This is a genomic window from Streptomyces sp. SID13726 (genome assembly GCF_010548375.1).
GTDB lineage: Bacteria > Actinomycetota > Actinomycetes > Streptomycetales > Streptomycetaceae > Streptomyces.
This window is the reverse complement of the sequence record NZ_JAAGLY010000026.1, coordinates 92297-108527: the sequence shown is the minus strand read 5'-3', so window position 1 is coordinate 108527 and position 16231 is coordinate 92297. Positions and strand designations below refer to the sequence as shown.

Below are 16231 nucleotides of genomic sequence, written 5' to 3'. Positions count from 1 at the left end.
TCTTCACTCCGCGCTCGACTACGTGCCACCTGCCGAGTACGAACGCGACTTCTGGCAGGGCCAAGAACGAGTCCCGCAGTCCGCCTGAAACAAGATCACCGGACTCTACGAAACTCGGGACAGCTCACCCCCAGGACTGGGACAAGATCGCCAAGCTTCTGAAGCCCGTCTATACGGCGCCGACCGAGGAAGCCGCCCTGGACAGGTTCGCCGTGTTCGCCGACGCCTGGGGCAGGAAATACCCGGCGATCGTGAAGCTGTGGGAGAACGCCTGGGAGGAGTTCACCCCGTTCCTGCGGTTCGACACCGAGATCCGTCGCATCGTCTGCACGACGAACGCGATCGAGTCGGTCAACGCCCGCATCCGCCGGGCGGTCAAGGCCCGCGGGTACTTCCCGAACGAGCAGGCCGCGTTGAAGTGCGTCTACATGGCGATCATGTCGCTCGACCCCACGGGCAAGGGCCAGGCCCGCTGGACCATGCGTTGGAAGACCGCTCTGAATGCCTTCGACATCACCTTCGACGGCCGCCTCTCCGCAGCCCATCAGTAACCGTCAACCCCAGTTACACCGCTCGTTTGACAGACCCGGTGGTCGGTGTCGAGAGCGCGGGCGGCGGCGAAATGGGTGTCGTTGTAAGGGGAGGACCACTCACCTCCGCGCAAGACGCAGTTGGAACCCTGCTCCGGAGCGATCACGGCCTCGGCTTTCAGTATTGAGCCATCGACCATGTCGCGGCTACACGTTCCGCTTGACAGATCTGCTGGCTCACTCACGTCGACTCGACGTGGTTGGGGGGGGGCAGGCCTCGAAGGCGCGGAAGGCATTCCGGTGACCGGTGCGATGAGGCTGATCTGGTCAAACAACCCCATCACGTGTCGCGTACATGACCTTCCGCGCCTACGATGTGACAGCTCGTGCGGGATCGGTGGGGTTCATGGGGCCTGTGCGCCCGATGACGTGCTCTGGGGAGGGCGCATGCGGTCGCAGGGCGAATTACTTCAGGCAGTCAGATCTGGCCGACGGCGGCTCGTAACGGTGAGCGTAGTAATCTTCGCGCTGGTCGCTGGGGCGGTGTCGACCGACGCGGTTTCGGCGGAGTCGGCACCCTCGCGGGCCGAGTTTTCAGCTAACTCCTCTAACTCCTCGGCGCCGGTGCAGGCGGGCCCATCGGTGGGCTCAGGCTCTGCTGATGCGGCCGCCGCATCCACGACCGGAAATGCGGTCTACGCCTACGACGCCGCAGGTCGCCTAGTTGGTGTCACCGACCCTGTCGGCGAGACAGCCCGCTACCGCTATGACGAAGCCGGCAATCGGGTCGGCATCGACCGTTTCGCGTCCAGCACGCTGTCCGTGTTGTCGATGGTCCCGGCCAGGGCCAAGGCTGGGGCCGACATCACCCTGTCAGGTACAGGGTTCTCGACCGCAGCAGCAGGCAACATCGTGATGTTCGGAGATACAGCGGCCACAGTAAGCCGTGCCGCGGCGAATCGTCTCGTCGTCACCGTCCCGGCCGGTGCGGGCCCGGGTCCGCTGTCTGTGAAGGTCGGCAGCGCGACAGCCATGTCCGCCGAGTCCTTCACGCTCGCGCCCTCCGGGCCGGCCGTCACATCGGTGACACCCTCATCTGGCCCTGCAGGCACCGAAGTGACCATCCAGGGCAGTGGGTTCGCGTCCACAGTCGCGGACAACCTCGTCCGGTTCAACGGTGGCACCTTCGCCGAATTGGTCAGCGCCACCGGCACCACGCTCACGGTCAAGGTGCCTGAGGCCACCACGACCGGGAAGATCACCGTCGAGACCGCGGGTGGAAGGACGGTCTCACCCGCTGACTTCACTGTGCCTCTTTCCGAGGACGAGGCACAGTTCGAGACCACCGTCAGCACGTCGGTCACGGACGGCAGTCCGCCCTCCGTCGCCATCACGCAGGCCGGCAAGAAGGCCCGCGTACTGTTCGATGCCGATCAGGGCCAGGACATCTCCGTCGGCTTCACCCAGTCCACGTTCTCCTCCTCAGCCTCGGTGGAACTGGTCGATCCCCGCGGCGACACAGTCGGCAGCGCCGGCTCCGTCTCTACCGGGCCCACCGACTTCGAGGCACGTGATCTGCCCGTCTCCGGGACCTACACCCTGGTGATCGATCCGCCGGCGCAGGTCACCGGCGCTGTGACCGTGACTGTGTCGCTCGCGGCGGGCGGAGAGCTGTCCTTCGGCGGTGATCCGGCCGCCACGTCGATGAGCCGGGCCGGGCAGGACGGGTTGTGGACGTTCGTGGCGTCGAAGGGCGACTCGTTCAGCCTCGGCGTTGACACCGCCGGAATGACCGACGGAATGTACGTGCGCCTGTACCAGCCCAACGAAGACCAGGTGGACTCCGTCTACGTGTCCAAGGCGTCCGATGGATCCATGGACGTGGATGCTCTGCCCGCAAGCGGCCGGTACACCCTCTACCTGGATCCGGCGAGCGGCGCGACCGGCACCGCGACGATCACCATCTCGCATTACGCCGACGCCGGGGCCTTGACGTCCAACGGTGGTCCCACACAGTTGGCGATCACTCGGCCCGGGCAGGACGGTGTCGCCTCCTTCAGTGCCGAGGCCGGCCAGAAGGTGTCCCTCGGCGTGACGTCGACCGGTTTCGCCGGATACACCTCGATGCGGGTGTACGCGCCGGACGGCAGCAGTGTGGACAGCTTCACCATCTCCGCGGACGACACTGCGGAGTGGGACAGTGCCGCCCTGCCGCAGAGCGGGACCTACCGGGTGGAAGCGCAGCCCTCCCACCTTGGCACGGGAACTTTGGCCCTCACGCTGTCCCGCCCCGTGGACGTCGGCCGACTGAGCACGACCGGAAGCTCGGCCGCTTTGGCCGTCACCCGGCTTGGTCAGAACGCCGAGGCCACGTTCACCGCCACTGCCGGAGACGACCTGTCCCTGGGGATCACGGAGAACACCTTCCCAAGTTTCTTCAACCTCACCGTGCTCGCTCCATCCGGCGCCAAGATCGTCAATTCCGTATCCGTGGCAGCTGCCAAGTCGGACACCCGCGGCCTGCCCGATCTGCCGGAGACCGGCACGTACACGGTGATCGTCGACCCCTATGACGGCGTCCAGGGCAGCATCAAGGTGACGCTCTCGGCCGACCTCGTCGTCGACGTCAGCATGGATGGCGCCTCCGTGCCCATCAGTGTCAGCCGCCCTGGCCAGCGGGTACGCGCCCGGTTCAGCGGCCCTGCGGGCGGCCTCGCAGGCGTGGGACTTACTGGCAACAGCATCAACCAGGCCACCTCCATCAACCTGATCGGCTCAGGGGGCGGGGACGGTGACTACCTCGCCTCCATGTCCAAGAACACCGCCAAGGCCGTACACTTGAACGGCCTGGCTACCGGTTCGGTCTACATCCTGCTGCTGGAGCCGCAGCTCGCCGGTATCGGCAGCGCGACCCTATGGCTGTCCACGCCAGTCAAGGCCGGTTCCCTTTCGACGACCGGAGCCACAGGGACAATCGGCAGGCCGGGACAGGCCCTTCAATACACGCTGAACGCCCAGGCAGGGGACGGCGCTGCCGTGGTCCTCAGCGGCACGACGATCAGCGGCAGCACACAGATCGCACTGCTGGAGCCGGGCGCGACCGAGCCGGTCAGCCTCGGCAGCATGACCACCTCGACCACCGACGCCGACCTGAGAGCACCACTGAAGGCAGGCGCTCACCAGCTGCTGTTGCGGCCCGGCAATCCCGTGACCGGGCAGAGCACCGCCACACTGGTGCCAGATGTGAATGCCGGCACCCTCACCGTCGACGCAGGCGCCAAACCCGCCGCGATCTCCACAGCCGGCCAGAACGCCCACTACACCTTCGCCGGTACCGCCGGGCAGAAAATCACCGTCGGTCTGGGCAGCACACCGCCCTACCACTGGTACCTGTCGGTGTACGGGCCGGACGGTAAATGGCTTGTCGACGAGCGGTACCTGACGTCCAGTACGACCTCGTACGCCATGCCAGCGCTGCCCGCCAACGGTACCTACACCCTGACCGTGGATCCCGCGTCGCTGCGCACCGGCACCTACAGCATCAGCCTGTCCACAACCGCCGTGACCATCAGCATCAGACAGGCCGCGAAGAACGCCGCCGAACTGGCGGAGACGCGCGCCCGTGACACCGGTGGCACAGCCCCGACCAGGGCCATCGGCGTGGTACCGACCGGGGCCGATGCCTGGCAGCCGGATCAACACAACCTCAGGGGCCGAGACTGGGTGACTCGGCGCGGTACGGCGCCGAAAGCGCCGCCAGCGCTGCACACGGTCCCGAACAAGACTGCGCTGACTGGGCACGTTCTCAAGTTGGACGGCAAGCCCCTGGCGAAGGTCACCGTCCGGGTCGGCACCCAGACAGCCCGCACGGATACCAAGGGCCGCTTCCTGCTGGCCGGGATCAACCCGGATGCCACCACCCTGGTCGTCGACGGCTCGACCGCCAACACGAAGAAGCGCAGTTACGGCCGGTACGACATCCGTATCCACCCGAAGGCCGGCATGTCCGTGGACCTTGGCTTCCCGGTGTGGATGACGCCGCTGGACACCAAGCACACCGTCACCTTCGACGCGCCCGCGAAGAAGGACATCGTGCTGACCACCCCGCAGATCCCGGGGCTCGAGGTCCGCATCCCGAAGGGATCGGTGGTCCGCGACGAGAAAGGCAAGGTGGTCACCGAACTCGGTATCACAGCCATCCCGATCGACCGTCCTCCGTTTCCGCTGCCGAAGAACAGCGTCGTTCCCGTCTACTTCACCGTGCAGCCCGGCGGAACCTATGTGTTCCCCGAAGGTGCCCAGGTCATCTACCCCAACTACACGCACGAACCGCCCGGCACGCGTGTCGACTTCATGGACTACGACCCGGACGGCAAGGGCTGGTACGTCTACGGTCATGGAGAGGTCAGCGCTGACGGCACCCAGGTGATCCCGGACAAGACGACCCGGATATGGGCCTTTCACGGTGCGATGTTCAACACCTCCGCCGTACCGCCGTGGCTGACCTCCTGGCTGGACGACACCATCAACTGGCTCTCCGGCGACCCGGTGGACCTGTCCACCGGCATGCTCACCGACTCCCGCACCGACCTCGCGATCAACGACCCGCTGACCTCGGTCTCCGTGAGCCGGACGTACTGGCAGGGCGACACCACCAAGCGTGCCTTCGGAATCGGACGCGACTTCGCCTACAACGCGTTCCTGCACTCGCAGGAGCAGTACAAGCAAGTGGACCTGTATCTGCCCGGCGGCCAGAAAGTGCACTACGTCCGCACCTCGGCGGGCACCAGCTTCATCGACGCCGTCTTCGAACCAGCGGGTGCCTCAGGCCAGTTCCGCGGCACGAAGATCGATTGGAACCACAAGTCGGGCTGGGACATGACCTTCCCCGACGGCACCGTCTGGGTCTTCCCCCAGTACTCCCCACTGCACGAGATCCGCGACCGATACGGCAACACCCTGACCCTCACCCGCTCCTACGGAAACCGGGGGAACCTCACCCGTCTGGTCACCTCCACCGGCCGGTGGATCGCCCTGACCTACGACTCCAACAACCGGGTCACCCAGGCCCGGGACAACGCCGGTCGCACCGTGTCCTACACGTATGACAGCGCTGGACGGCTGGAGACGGTCACCGACCCGGCGGGCAAGGCCAGTTCGTACACCTACGACGGCACCTCCAACCGCATAGCCACCGCCAAGGATGCCCGCGGCATCGTCTACATGACCAACACCTATGACACCAACGGGCGGGTGAAGAAGCAGACCCTGACCGAGGGGCAGGAGTACTCCTTCGCCTACACCACCACTGGCACCGGTGAGATCACCGCCACCGAGGTGACCCAGCCCGGCGGCACCATACGGCGGGCGGAATTCGACGGTGGCTACGGCACCTCCGACACTCAGGCATACGGCTCCGCCTTGGCCCGAAAAACCGTCTACCAGCGCGGTACCGGGCATCGCGTCGACGCGGTAGTGGACCCCTATGGGCGGCGCACCGAGTTCTCCTACGATGCGAACGGCCATGTGACGAAGTCGGTGGAACTGGCCGGGACCAGCGATGCCCGCTCTAGCAGCACCGTGGTCTACGACGGCGCCTACGACCAGCCCGGCAGCATCACCGATGTGCTCGGCCACACCACCACGTTCGGCTACGACGCCGACGGTCATCTGAAGGGGACCACCGACCCCGAAGGACGCAAGACCAGCTATACGTACAACACCGCAGGGCAGATCAAGACAGTCACCGACGCCGCGCAAGCGGTCACCACCTACACCTACGCGAGCGGCGACCTCACAGCGATCACCGACTCCGAGGGCCGCACATCCACCCAGTTCACGGACGCCGCAGGTCGGCCGAGCACGCTGACCGATGAGTCCGGCTCGGCCACCACGGTGACGTACGACAAGCTCAATCAGACCCGCCAGGTCACCGACCCGCTGAACCACACCACCGCTTTTGGCTACGACGCCAACGGCAACCTCACCACCCTCACCGACGCCCGCGGCAACACCACCACCTGGACCTACGACGACGCCGACCGCCCCGAGTCGGTCACCGACCCACTCGGCGCACAAGCACGGCTCGCCTACGACACGGCCGGTTTCCTCAAGACAGCCACCAACCGAACCGGTCTGTCGGCCCTGGCCGAGTACGACGAATTGGGCCGGCCCAAGCGCACCCAGTACGGCGTCAACGCCTTGGGACAGGCAGAATCCACCGTCACCTACACGTACTACGACAACGATCTGCCCAAGCAGATCACCGACAGCCAGGCCGGCACACAATCCTTCACCTACGACGTATACGACCGCCTTGCCACCATCACCGGCCCTACCGGCACGGTCGGATACGGCTACGACGCCGGGGACCGGCGCACCCGGATGACCGCCGCCGGGACCAGCACCACCTACGGCTACGACACTTCGGACGTTCTCACCTCAGTCACCTCCGACAGCCAGACGGTCACCTTCGGCCTGGACGCGACCGGCCGAGAGAAGACCGCATCCCTGCCTGGCGGCATCACCCGCACCACCGGCTACGACACCACCGGCGTCATCGCCTCCATCACCTACACGCAAGGCACCAAGACCATCGGCGACCTGGTCTATTCGCGAGATCAGCGAGCGCTGCAGACCGGCTTGACCGGCTCGCTGGCAAAGGTTGCGCTGCCTGCTGCAGAAAGCGGCACACAGTTCGGCAAGGACAACCGCATCAACAGTTACGCCGGACGCACCTTCAACTATGACGCTGACGGGCAGCTCAAGAATGACGGCGTCCGCAGCTATACCTGGAACGCCCGCGGCGAACTCACCGGCCTGACAAAAGCGGGAACTACCTCGGCATTCGGCTATGACCCACTCGGCAGCCGCGTCTCTAAGACCATCGGGGGCATCGCCAGCCGCTATCTGACCGACGGCAGCAACCCGCTGGTGGAGCAGAACGGTTCAGGAGCGACGACGGCGACTACGGCGACCTCGGGACTGGACAGATTCCTGACCCGCACCGAGGGCGGGACGAGTCAGATCTACCTCACCGATGCCCTCGGCACCGTCATCGGCTTGGCCAACACAGACGGCACCATCGCCACCAGTTACTCCTACGACCCGGGCGGAACGCCCACCGCCTCCGCCGCCACTTCGTCGAACCCGTACACCTTCACCGGCCGCGAAGATGACGGCACCGGCCTGCTCTACTACCGCGACCGCTACTACGACCCGCAGACCGGCCGCTTCATCTCCCAGGACCCCAGCGCTCAGGCCGGCGGCATCAACCTTTACCAGTACGCGCTGTCCTCCCCCACCACCTACACCGATCCCTCCGGCAACAATCCCCTGATCGCCGGCTGCGTCGTCGGCGGTCTCATGGACGGCGGCCTGGACTGGCTCAGCCAGCGTCTGTCCGGCCGCAAGGTCAACTGGGGCCAGGTCGGCCAGGCCGCCGCCATCGGCTGCCTGAGCGGCATGCTCGGCGCAGGTCTTGGCTCCATGCTCGAAGGCAGACTCGGCTCCCGAGCCGCCAGCTGTGCCTTTCCCAACAGCTTCACCGGTGACACCCCGGTGCTGATGGCCGACGGAACCCACAAGCCCATCAAGGACGTCGTCATCGGCGACAAGGTCATCGCCGCCGACCCCGAGACTGGTGAGAACGGGCCACGCAAGGTCACGGCCCTTATCCAGGGCGACGGGGACAAACAACTCGTCGACATCACCCTCAATACCGACGGGACCGCCCGAACCAAGACCGGCACGATCACCGCTACGGGCGGCCACCCCTTCTGGGTCCCTCAACTCAACCAATGGATCGAAGCCGGAGACCTGGCCCCCGGACAGTGGCTGCAGACCAGCTCCGGTACCTGGATCCAGATCACCGCCATCCAGCACCGCACCCAGCACACCGCGGTCTACAACCTCACCATCGACGGCCTGCACACCTACTACGCCGCCGCGGGCAATGCGTCAGTCCTTGTCCACAACTGCGGCACCGGCTACAGGTGGGCATCCCCCAACGCCTCGACCGACGTACTCGCCCCCGGAGAGGCCTGGCACCCCGGCCAGGGCACTCCAGTGATCGGGCGGCTTCCGGACACCTCCGTGGGAGGCCAATGGCCCGGCTACGTCAGGCTCGTTGCCGATCCCTGGAATCTCGCCAAGAATGACGCGTGGATTCAGACCATCATCAACCAGCGCGGCACTGTGCATGTCGCTTCTCCTACCGAGGGAACCTACTGGAACGTGGCACGTCAGGAACCGTCGGTCTTCGCACGCGAGATTCAGCAACTACTACAGGCCGGCTACCGGTGGAAAGGGGATTATCTTGTCCCGTAAGTCGAACGGCGATAATGGGCAGGGGCAGGTGGCCGACCTTTCACGCCTTCGCGACAAGCGTTTCAACGGCTACCTCAGGGTTCGGCTCCCCCATGAACTAGACACCGAGGTCGAGACGATCATTGCCGCCTATATGCACGCATCCACGTCAGTCAGACAGAAGATGGCCGACAGCATCGACGTGCGAACCGCCGGTGTATTCAGTGCGTACGGGCAGCGGATGGCATCCACAGCAGTACGGACTCAGTCCGTGGGGCCCCTGAAGCGGGGTCTTGTCTCCGTGAGCCTGGCAGAGGGCCGACTCAACCAGCCGTACGACAACCTGTTCGTGCTGGCAGCCCTCAACGATGCCGCGACCCTCATCGGCTCCACCCTTGAGATCGTCCTTGCCGACGTGGCCCGTGTACTGCCTCAAACCGGGCTGACGGCAATACAGAAATTCAACCAGCGACAAGACCGAGATAAAACACTCGAGTCGATGGGACTCAGAACAACAGGCAGCGGACGGACATTTCTCTACGAATAACGCCTGCTTCGGACCATCCAAGGTAATTTAATGGAACCAAGTAAGACCGACAGAGGTCGCCCCTCCGTACTTCGCAGCCGACGTGGGATGCTGTACACCACCATGACTGCCGCCCTTGGCGCCGGGGGGCTGGCCACGGCGAGCGCCACCGCACGGCGCAGCACGCCGTCCGAGCCCACACAAGCTCCACCCCACCTTCGTGGTACTGCACCCTTGCCCTTCACACAGCTGATCTCCCTCGATCTCGCTGCGGATGACAAGCAGCTGGGCAGCTCGCTGCGCGCAGCACACCGGGTTGTCGGAGCACTCAACAGAGGCAAGACCGCCACCTGGCTGGGTCTGGGCAGCAGCGTGATTCCCGCATCCGCCGACAGACCCCGAAGTCTTAAGCAGATGGCGGCCTTCCTCGGCGATGTACTCGATCCGGCACAGTCGCACGGAGCCCTGCTGCTGCAAATCACAGGGGTAGCGCCGGATGCCGTGCGTAAAGCCGCCGAGCAGGCGCTTGATGGACTGCCGCAATGGCAGATCCGCTGGCGCCTGGACGGCTTTCGCCCTGGAAACCGCACCGAAAACGGCAGAGGACTGGCCCGCAATCCCTTCCACTTCACCGAAGGATACGGAAACCCCGCCACCGCAGCCGCAGTCACCGAACGCGCTGCTGTCGCAGCCGGTCAGGGTGAACCGGCCTGGGCGATCGGGGGCAGCTACCAAGTTGTACGGATCATCAGGCTTGCCACAGACTTCTGGGACCGCGACACGGTCCGCGAGCAGGAGCGCATCATCGGGCGTCGCAGGGACGGCCGCTGGCTAGACGGCACACCCAGTACCGAACAGCCGGCCTTCACCGCCGACCCGCACGGCACCATCACCCCACTCGACGCCCACGTCCGTAGGGCAGCGCCCGACCGGAGGCACCCTCCACCCCTGGTGCGGCGCGGCTACAACTACCACCACGGTCCCGATGACCAGGGCCTGATTTTCTCCTGCTTCCAACGCGACCTGAAGAAGGGATTCGAAGCCGTACAACACCGGCTGCAGGGCGAAGCCATGGCCAAATATGCCCTCACCGTCGGCGGAGGCTACTTCTTCGTCCCTCCCCCCGGCGACAGTTGGCTTGACGCGCTGACCTGAACAAGGCTGGTTGTCCGCGTCCGGCACTCACAAGTACGAGAAGCAACTCGCCCGCGTTTTGGGCCGCTCCACCCGGATGATCACGGACGCGCTCGCCCCTCTCTGGGACGCTGCCCGACGACAAATGGGCCGGGTTGGTGGACACGCAGCTCACCGGCGTGCCGGCAACCCTTGCTCAGCTCTCCAATAGCCCAGGGGTCTGCTGCAGGGTTGGGTGACAGGCTCGGTTACGCGGCCCGGAGGGCCGATGGGGTCGTGACCGTCTCGAACTCGACGGGAGTGAGCCGGCCGAACGAGGCTTGTCTTCGACGTCGGTGGTAGATCCGTTCAATCCAGGTCACGATCGCGATCCGCAGTTCCCCGTGAGTGGACCAGCTTCGGCGGTCCAGGACGTTCTTCTGCAGCAGGCTGAAGAAGGACTCCATGGCCGTGTTGTCGCCGGCTGCCCCGACTCGCCCTATCGATCCGGCCATCCGGTGGCGGGCGAGCGCCTGGACGAACTTCCGCGACCGGAATTGCGATCCGCGATCACTGTGCAGAACGCACCCGGCAACGTCTTCACGCCGGGCCACAGCGTTGTCCAGGGCAGCCACGGCCAGGCGGGACTTCATCCGCGCGTCGATGGAGTAGCCGACAATCCGTCTGCTGAAGACGTCCTTGATCGCACAGAGATACAACTTCCCTTCGCCGGTGGCATGCTCGGTGATGTCGGCGAGCCATAGCCGGTTCGGGCCGGCTGCGGTGAAGTCACGACGGACGAGGTCGTCGTGCACCGGAGGGCCCGCCTTCTTGCCCCGGGAGCGTTTCTTCCCGAACACGCTCCACCAGCGGTTGTCCCGGCAGATCCGCCACGCGGTCCGGTCCGCCATGGCGGACCCGGCACCACGCGCTTCGTCGGCCAGGAAGCGGTAGCCGAACTCCGGGTCGTCACGGTGGGCGTCGAACAGCGCGTTCGCGCGATGCGCCTCCTCCAGCACGGAGTCGGCCACCGGCTTGTCGAGCCAGCGGCAGTAAGGCTGTCTGGCGAGCTTCAACACCCGGCACGTGACCGTGACGGGCAGACCGTCCGCGGCCAGCTCTTTCACGAGCGGGTAGATCCTTTTCCCGGCAGGTGGGCCTGCGACAGATAGGCCGCCGCCCGGCGCAGGACCTCGTTCTCCTGCCCCAGCAGCTTGATCCGGCGACGTGCTTCCCGCAGTTCCGCGTTCTCCTGGCTGGTCGTCCCGGGCTTTGATCCGTCATCGATGTCCGCGCGGCGCATCCATTTCCACAGCGTCATCGGATGGACGCCGAAGTCCTTGGCCACCTGCTCGACCGTCACCCCAGGGCCACGGTTCCTCGCGACCCGCACGACATCCTCGCGGAACTCTTCGGGATAGGGCTTGGGCACAGCGACATCCTTCCCACCTGCCCTACAGGGCAAGCCAGTTCAGATGTCACCCGATCGTGCGGCAGACCCTGATCACGCGGGCGGCCAGTTGCGTCGGAGACCCGAACCCCGGCCCCGCGCCACGGAAGCGGAGCATGATGGGCTTGAACTCTCGGACCGTGTGAGTTGCTCCTTGGACCTCCGCCATCGACTCACTGGTGCTCGGCTTCAACAGCCGTACCAGCAACATGAACCGTTCGATCCGCTGCGAAAGTGGCTTGGCCAGATCGAAGGATTTCACGCCGCTGTCTTGCGCGATGATGACGCTCTCCGGGGGCGCGAAATCGTGCGTCCGGTCTCGGCCGTAGGCGCTCCTCGGGCCAGGGATCACGGTCGAGATGATCCGCTGCAACTGGCCCTCGTGATCAGCTGCTTCCGCGATCACTGGTTCGACGCGGACCTTGGTGAACTCGACCGGCTGGCCGTTCGCCGTGGTCATGTGGGAAACCACTCGGCAGCACGCCACCTCATATGCGTCTGCGTGGACTGCCTGGATCAGGTCGCGCAACGACTGCTCTGCAGCTGGCCCATTGGGAGAGAAGTCCTCGCGCACACGTCAGCCGGGCGATGAATGTCTCTAGGAAGCTGAAGATCAACCCGCCGGGGAATTCACGCTCATGCAAGGGACGTTCAGCGTCGAACCGAGGATGCGAAGCGGCGATCGCCTCTTCAAGTGCTCGGTACTCGCCCAGAGGCTTACGGAGTATCCGAAGTAGTCGCGCCCAACCTCCAGGTACGGGTGAAAAGCCGGCGGAGGAACCACCCGCTCCTTCTGCAGCTGAGCCCACGCCGCAGCCAGGAATGCTTGCCCCGTGTCGTGCAGGCGACTGTCGATATTGTTCACTCACCCAGCATGGACGACCGCTCAAGCACCCGCATTGCTGTTTCGCCCGGTGCCCGTGGGTGAGGAGATCACCCGGAGCGGCAGAGCCGTCAGTCACGGTTGACCCATTCTGCGTCGCCCCTCGTGGACCGAGAGGCGTCGCGCCCAGGCGGACGAGAGCTCGACGAGTTGATGGCTGACTAATGGGTGTGGATCTGCACAGTCGTCTCTTGGAGCAGATTCAGTCCGCAGCGGGGGCTAGGGGCGGGGTGGGTTCGTCGACGGCCTGCAGCAGTTCCCGCAGGCGCTGGCGGTCGTCGGCGAGGTGAAGTACGCGGTACGACTTCTTCGCGAAGAAGATTCCTTGCACCGGCGCAGCGAGCGCTCCGACGCGCCGGGCTCGCTCTTGGAGCGGCAGCTCGGACAGCCACACACCACGCGCGGCCACAACGAACCCCGTCATCAGCCCATGCAGGTCCAGTGGCCGCGAGGGGTAGGTCAGGACGTATTGCTCGGCGTGGTCGATGAGATAGCGGGTTGACTCCTCCACCTGCGACGCCCACCGGTCGCACTCGCCTTGCATTCGGCTGCGCAGTGGTTCGTCTGTCTCGTCGGGGTTCACGTTCTCCAGCCGGGCTGTGGCGGAAAGGATCGTCAGGAGGTGTCCCGAGAAGGCATCCCGCGCGGCCCAGGCCGCCTTGATCCGGACTGACCTGGCCTCAAGGCGTGGAGCGAACCGCGACAGGGCGAACGTGGTCACCATCGCGGTAATCACCGCGATGAGCATCGTCTTCATCCATGGGTCAAGCACGGGTACTCCGAATGTAGTCCCGGCATCGGTGCCGGACGTGCTGTACGCCGGGGCGATCGGTTTCTACCACGCCTGGGGTTGTCGCACCGACAGCTGCGGGCTTCAGCGTCACTTGGTCCGGGAGCCGCCGAATTGTCGGATGGCCGGGCGGATCGGTGCGCTTCATGCCCATCGACACGCCGGAATGGTTCACTCTAGCGCACAAAATACTGGCAATGGTGTAGCTTCATCATCGTGAGTGAACACCAGGATGTCATCGCGGAGTTCGGCGACGCCGGTCTCCTGGCTGGCGTGCGCTGGGCGTATCTGTCAGCTACCGCTCGGGCTCTGGAGACGTACTCCGAGGCCGACGGTCACGACGCGGCCTTGCTCGGCAGTCTCAGGTACACATTGTTCCGTGATCGACTTGACCGTGTGTTCGCTTGTGAGCGTTACGCGGTGCGTTCCGGCAACGACGACGCAGACCTCGACCTGCTGTACGACCAGCTGTCCGAACGGGACATCGACACCATGCCGCAGCTGGACGCGGGGCTGGTGCGACGAGCCGACCTCAACGGCAGCCCCGGCTGGGCGCACAATGAGCGTCGATTCCTGCTCGCCTCATGCGACTTCGGAGAACTTGACCGGCTGCCATGGCCCCGGAAGAGCCCGACCAAACAACAGGTAGCCAGGCAGCGCACCCCCGAGCCACCGCAGCCCTCACTGTTCGAAGGCTTGGAGGCAGAGGAGTTCGGAGGCTTGGAGATGCTGGCGACAGAGCCGGAACCGGACCTCGAAACCTACGTCGTGGCCCACACTCTCGACCCCCTCAGCGGACGGACCGAACTGGTCCTCGGACGACCCCGCCTCAATACCGGCGGGGGACAGGCATGGCACTGGCGACACGACATCCTCAGCACACCGCCGTCCGACGGCGGACGCCGCACGGATGACACGCCGCTGCCGACCGGGCCGAACACCGTGCCGGATGCACCCGTTCGCCTGCGCCGGCCCATGGAAGAACGCCCAGGCAACCGTGCTAGTGGTGAAGGGTGAGTTCTCGTACGTCTACGCTCGACCGAGCGGCGGAGGTCGCCGCGCTCTTCGACAGTGCCCGCCTCAAAATGGCGAGGCACCTGGCGGGCCTGCGCAAAAGCGATCTAGCCGCTCTGGTCGACAAAAGCTCAACCGCGGTGGCGGCCTGGGAGTCCGGAGCCAAACGGCCGACAGCCGCCACAGTGGCGCAACTGGCCCTGAGCCTGTCAGTCGACCCCGGGTTCTTCGCGATCCGTGCAGAGGATGTTGCCGCCCTCTGCACGGCACCGCACTTCCGCTCGCTCCGCTCCACCAGCCAGCTGGCCCGAGATCAGGCCTACGCCTACGGTCAGCTCGCCGTGGACATCACCAACAGCCTTGAACGGCACGTCGAGTTCCCGGATCCTGCCGTTCCCAGCTGTCCCGTGCCAGTGGACGACCCGGACGGCGACGGCCCGGAACATGCCGCTCAACTCCTGCGCCAGGAATGGGCGATGGGGGATGGGCCTGCCGGGCACATCGTCAGGATGCTGGAGAACCACGGCGTGCTCGTGGTCTTCAGCCCCCCGCAGACAGCATCGGTCGACGCCTACTCGTTCGACAGCAAACTGCGCCCTGTGGTCGTCCTCAACCCCATCAAGCGGGACTACTACCGGCAGCGCTTCGACGCCGCGCATGAGTTGGGACACCTGATGATGCACAGCGACGCCGAGCCCGGCGGTCGCATCGTCGAGGCCCAAGCCCATCGCTTCGCCGCCGAGTTGCTCATGCCGGCCGACCAAATTCGAAGCCTGCTTCCCGCCACCATGGGCGGCGCTGCCTGGCAGACACTGGCCCGGCTCAAAGAGCAGTGGGGCGTCAGCATCCAGGCACTTCTGTACCGTGCGCGATGGCTCGGCAGACTCAGCGACACGTCCTACCGCAACGCCATGACGACCATTTCGGCCCGTGGCTGGCGCCGGAACGAGCCGGGCTTGATCAGCGCTATCGAGCAGCCGTCTCTCTTGCCAAGAGCCGTGGAGTTGCTGACGCAAGAAGGCATCGACGAGTCTCAACTGGTGACGCAGTGCCGCATGCCGACGGAGCTGTTCCGCACGGTGACGGCCCGGACGCCGGACGGCGAATGGCCTACCCCGGCGCCGTCGCCTGGCAGCCGCCAGCAGGCGAGCGGGCGAGTGGTCTCCCTGCTGGAACACAGAGGGGGGCGGCCCTAACGCCCCGAAACCGCACAAAGATGGCACCGGTCCGCATGCGGAAAGAAGCTGGAGCAACCTGATCGTCACTGGCCACTGGCCACTGGCGCCCAGCCCCATTCGTCTTTCGTCCTTCGAATCGGGCGGATAGCCCTTGGCGCGCAGCCAGCTGTCGAGGGCGAGCGCGACGATGTCGCCGTGGGGGATGTCGGTGTCGGCGTTACAGCGGCGGATGCGGCGCTGGAACTGGAGGACTTCGGGGACGGCGTAGTTGAGCTGCCCGCGTTTTGTGTGCCGGTTACTGATGACGTCCATGGTGTCGGCGTGCGGCGTGAGGACGTCGTCGCGCGGCTCGAACTCGGTGTCGAGGGCGTCCGCGATTTCACGTAGTCGGGCGGCATAAGGGGAGCGATCAGACACGAGAGCTGCTCCGGGATCGGTCT

10 protein-coding genes are annotated in these 16231 nt (G+C 65.5%); 7 read left to right on the top strand and 3 right to left on the bottom strand.

Going from position 1 to position 16231, the window contains the following annotated elements; all coding sequences use genetic code 11:
* From G3I78_RS40040 to G3I78_RS40025, 4 genes are all read left to right on the top strand, one after another.
* On the top strand, positions 1-551 hold a 551-nt coding region (locus G3I78_RS40040), incomplete at its 5' end, for a transposase (protein WP_239158342.1).
* A 522-nt stretch (positions 552-1073) separates the two neighbouring features.
* Positions 1074-8858: an RHS repeat-associated core domain-containing protein gene (locus G3I78_RS40035; protein WP_164434136.1), complete on the top strand. Its 7785-nt coding sequence runs from the start codon at positions 1074-1076 to the stop codon at positions 8856-8858.
* Positions 8848-9384, top strand: coding sequence for a hypothetical protein (locus G3I78_RS40030; RefSeq protein WP_239158340.1), 537 nt, complete (start codon positions 8848-8850; stop codon positions 9382-9384). The genes G3I78_RS40035 and G3I78_RS40030 overlap by 11 nt, the downstream gene beginning before the upstream one ends.
* Positions 9385-9597: 213 nt before the next feature.
* On the top strand, positions 9598-10518 hold the full coding sequence (locus G3I78_RS40025; protein ID WP_239158339.1) for a Dyp-type peroxidase: 921 nt from the start codon (positions 9598-9600) through the stop codon (positions 10516-10518).
* A 227-nt stretch (positions 10519-10745) separates the two neighbouring features.
* Here the strand turns inward: G3I78_RS40025 and G3I78_RS40020 are convergent.
* From G3I78_RS40020 to G3I78_RS40010, 3 genes are all read right to left on the bottom strand, one after another.
* Positions 10746-11908, bottom strand: a protein-coding gene (locus G3I78_RS40020; RefSeq protein ID WP_164434134.1) for an IS3 family transposase whose coding sequence is annotated in 2 segments (ribosomal slippage) — positions 10746-11621 and positions 11624-11908 — 1161 coding nt in all. Because the reading frame shifts where the segments join, the coding sequence is not laid out codon by codon here.
* A 46-nt stretch (positions 11909-11954) separates the two neighbouring features.
* Entirely contained in the window at positions 11955-12386 is a 432-nt protein-coding gene (locus G3I78_RS40015; RefSeq protein ID WP_164434132.1) for a hypothetical protein, read from the bottom strand.
* 625 nt (positions 12387-13011) lie between these two features.
* A complete protein-coding gene (locus G3I78_RS40010) occupies positions 13012-13566 on the bottom strand; it encodes a hypothetical protein (protein WP_164434130.1) in 555 nt (184 codons plus the stop codon).
* Positions 13567-13815: 249 nt separating this feature from the next.
* Here G3I78_RS40010 and G3I78_RS40005 point away from each other — a divergent pair, with 249 nt between their 5' ends.
* From G3I78_RS40005 to G3I78_RS39995, 3 genes are all read left to right on the top strand, one after another.
* Entirely contained in the window at positions 13816-14616 is an 801-nt protein-coding gene (locus tag G3I78_RS40005; protein ID WP_164434128.1) for a hypothetical protein, read from the top strand.
* The gene (locus G3I78_RS40000; protein WP_164434125.1) at positions 14613-15809 is read left to right on the top strand and encodes an XRE family transcriptional regulator; all 1197 of its coding nucleotides are present in this window, start codon (positions 14613-14615) and stop codon (positions 15807-15809) included. Before G3I78_RS40005 ends, G3I78_RS40000 begins: the two co-directional genes overlap by 4 nt.
* 177 nt (positions 15810-15986) lie before the next feature.
* Positions 15987-16178 carry a hypothetical protein gene (locus G3I78_RS39995; RefSeq protein ID WP_164434123.1) on the top strand — a complete coding sequence of 64 codons (192 nt, stop codon included), beginning with the start codon at positions 15987-15989 and terminating at the stop codon, positions 16176-16178.
* Positions 16179-16231 lie beyond the last annotated feature (53 nt).

Coding starts and splice junctions, on each gene's coding strand:
- G3I78_RS40015 (WP_164434132.1), bottom strand. CDS start 12,386: ATGACCACGGCGAACGGCCAGCCGGTCGAGTTCACCAAGGTCCGCGTC.
- G3I78_RS40010 (WP_164434130.1), bottom strand. CDS start 13,566: ATGAAGACGATGCTCATCGCGGTGATTACCGCGATGGTGACCACGTTC.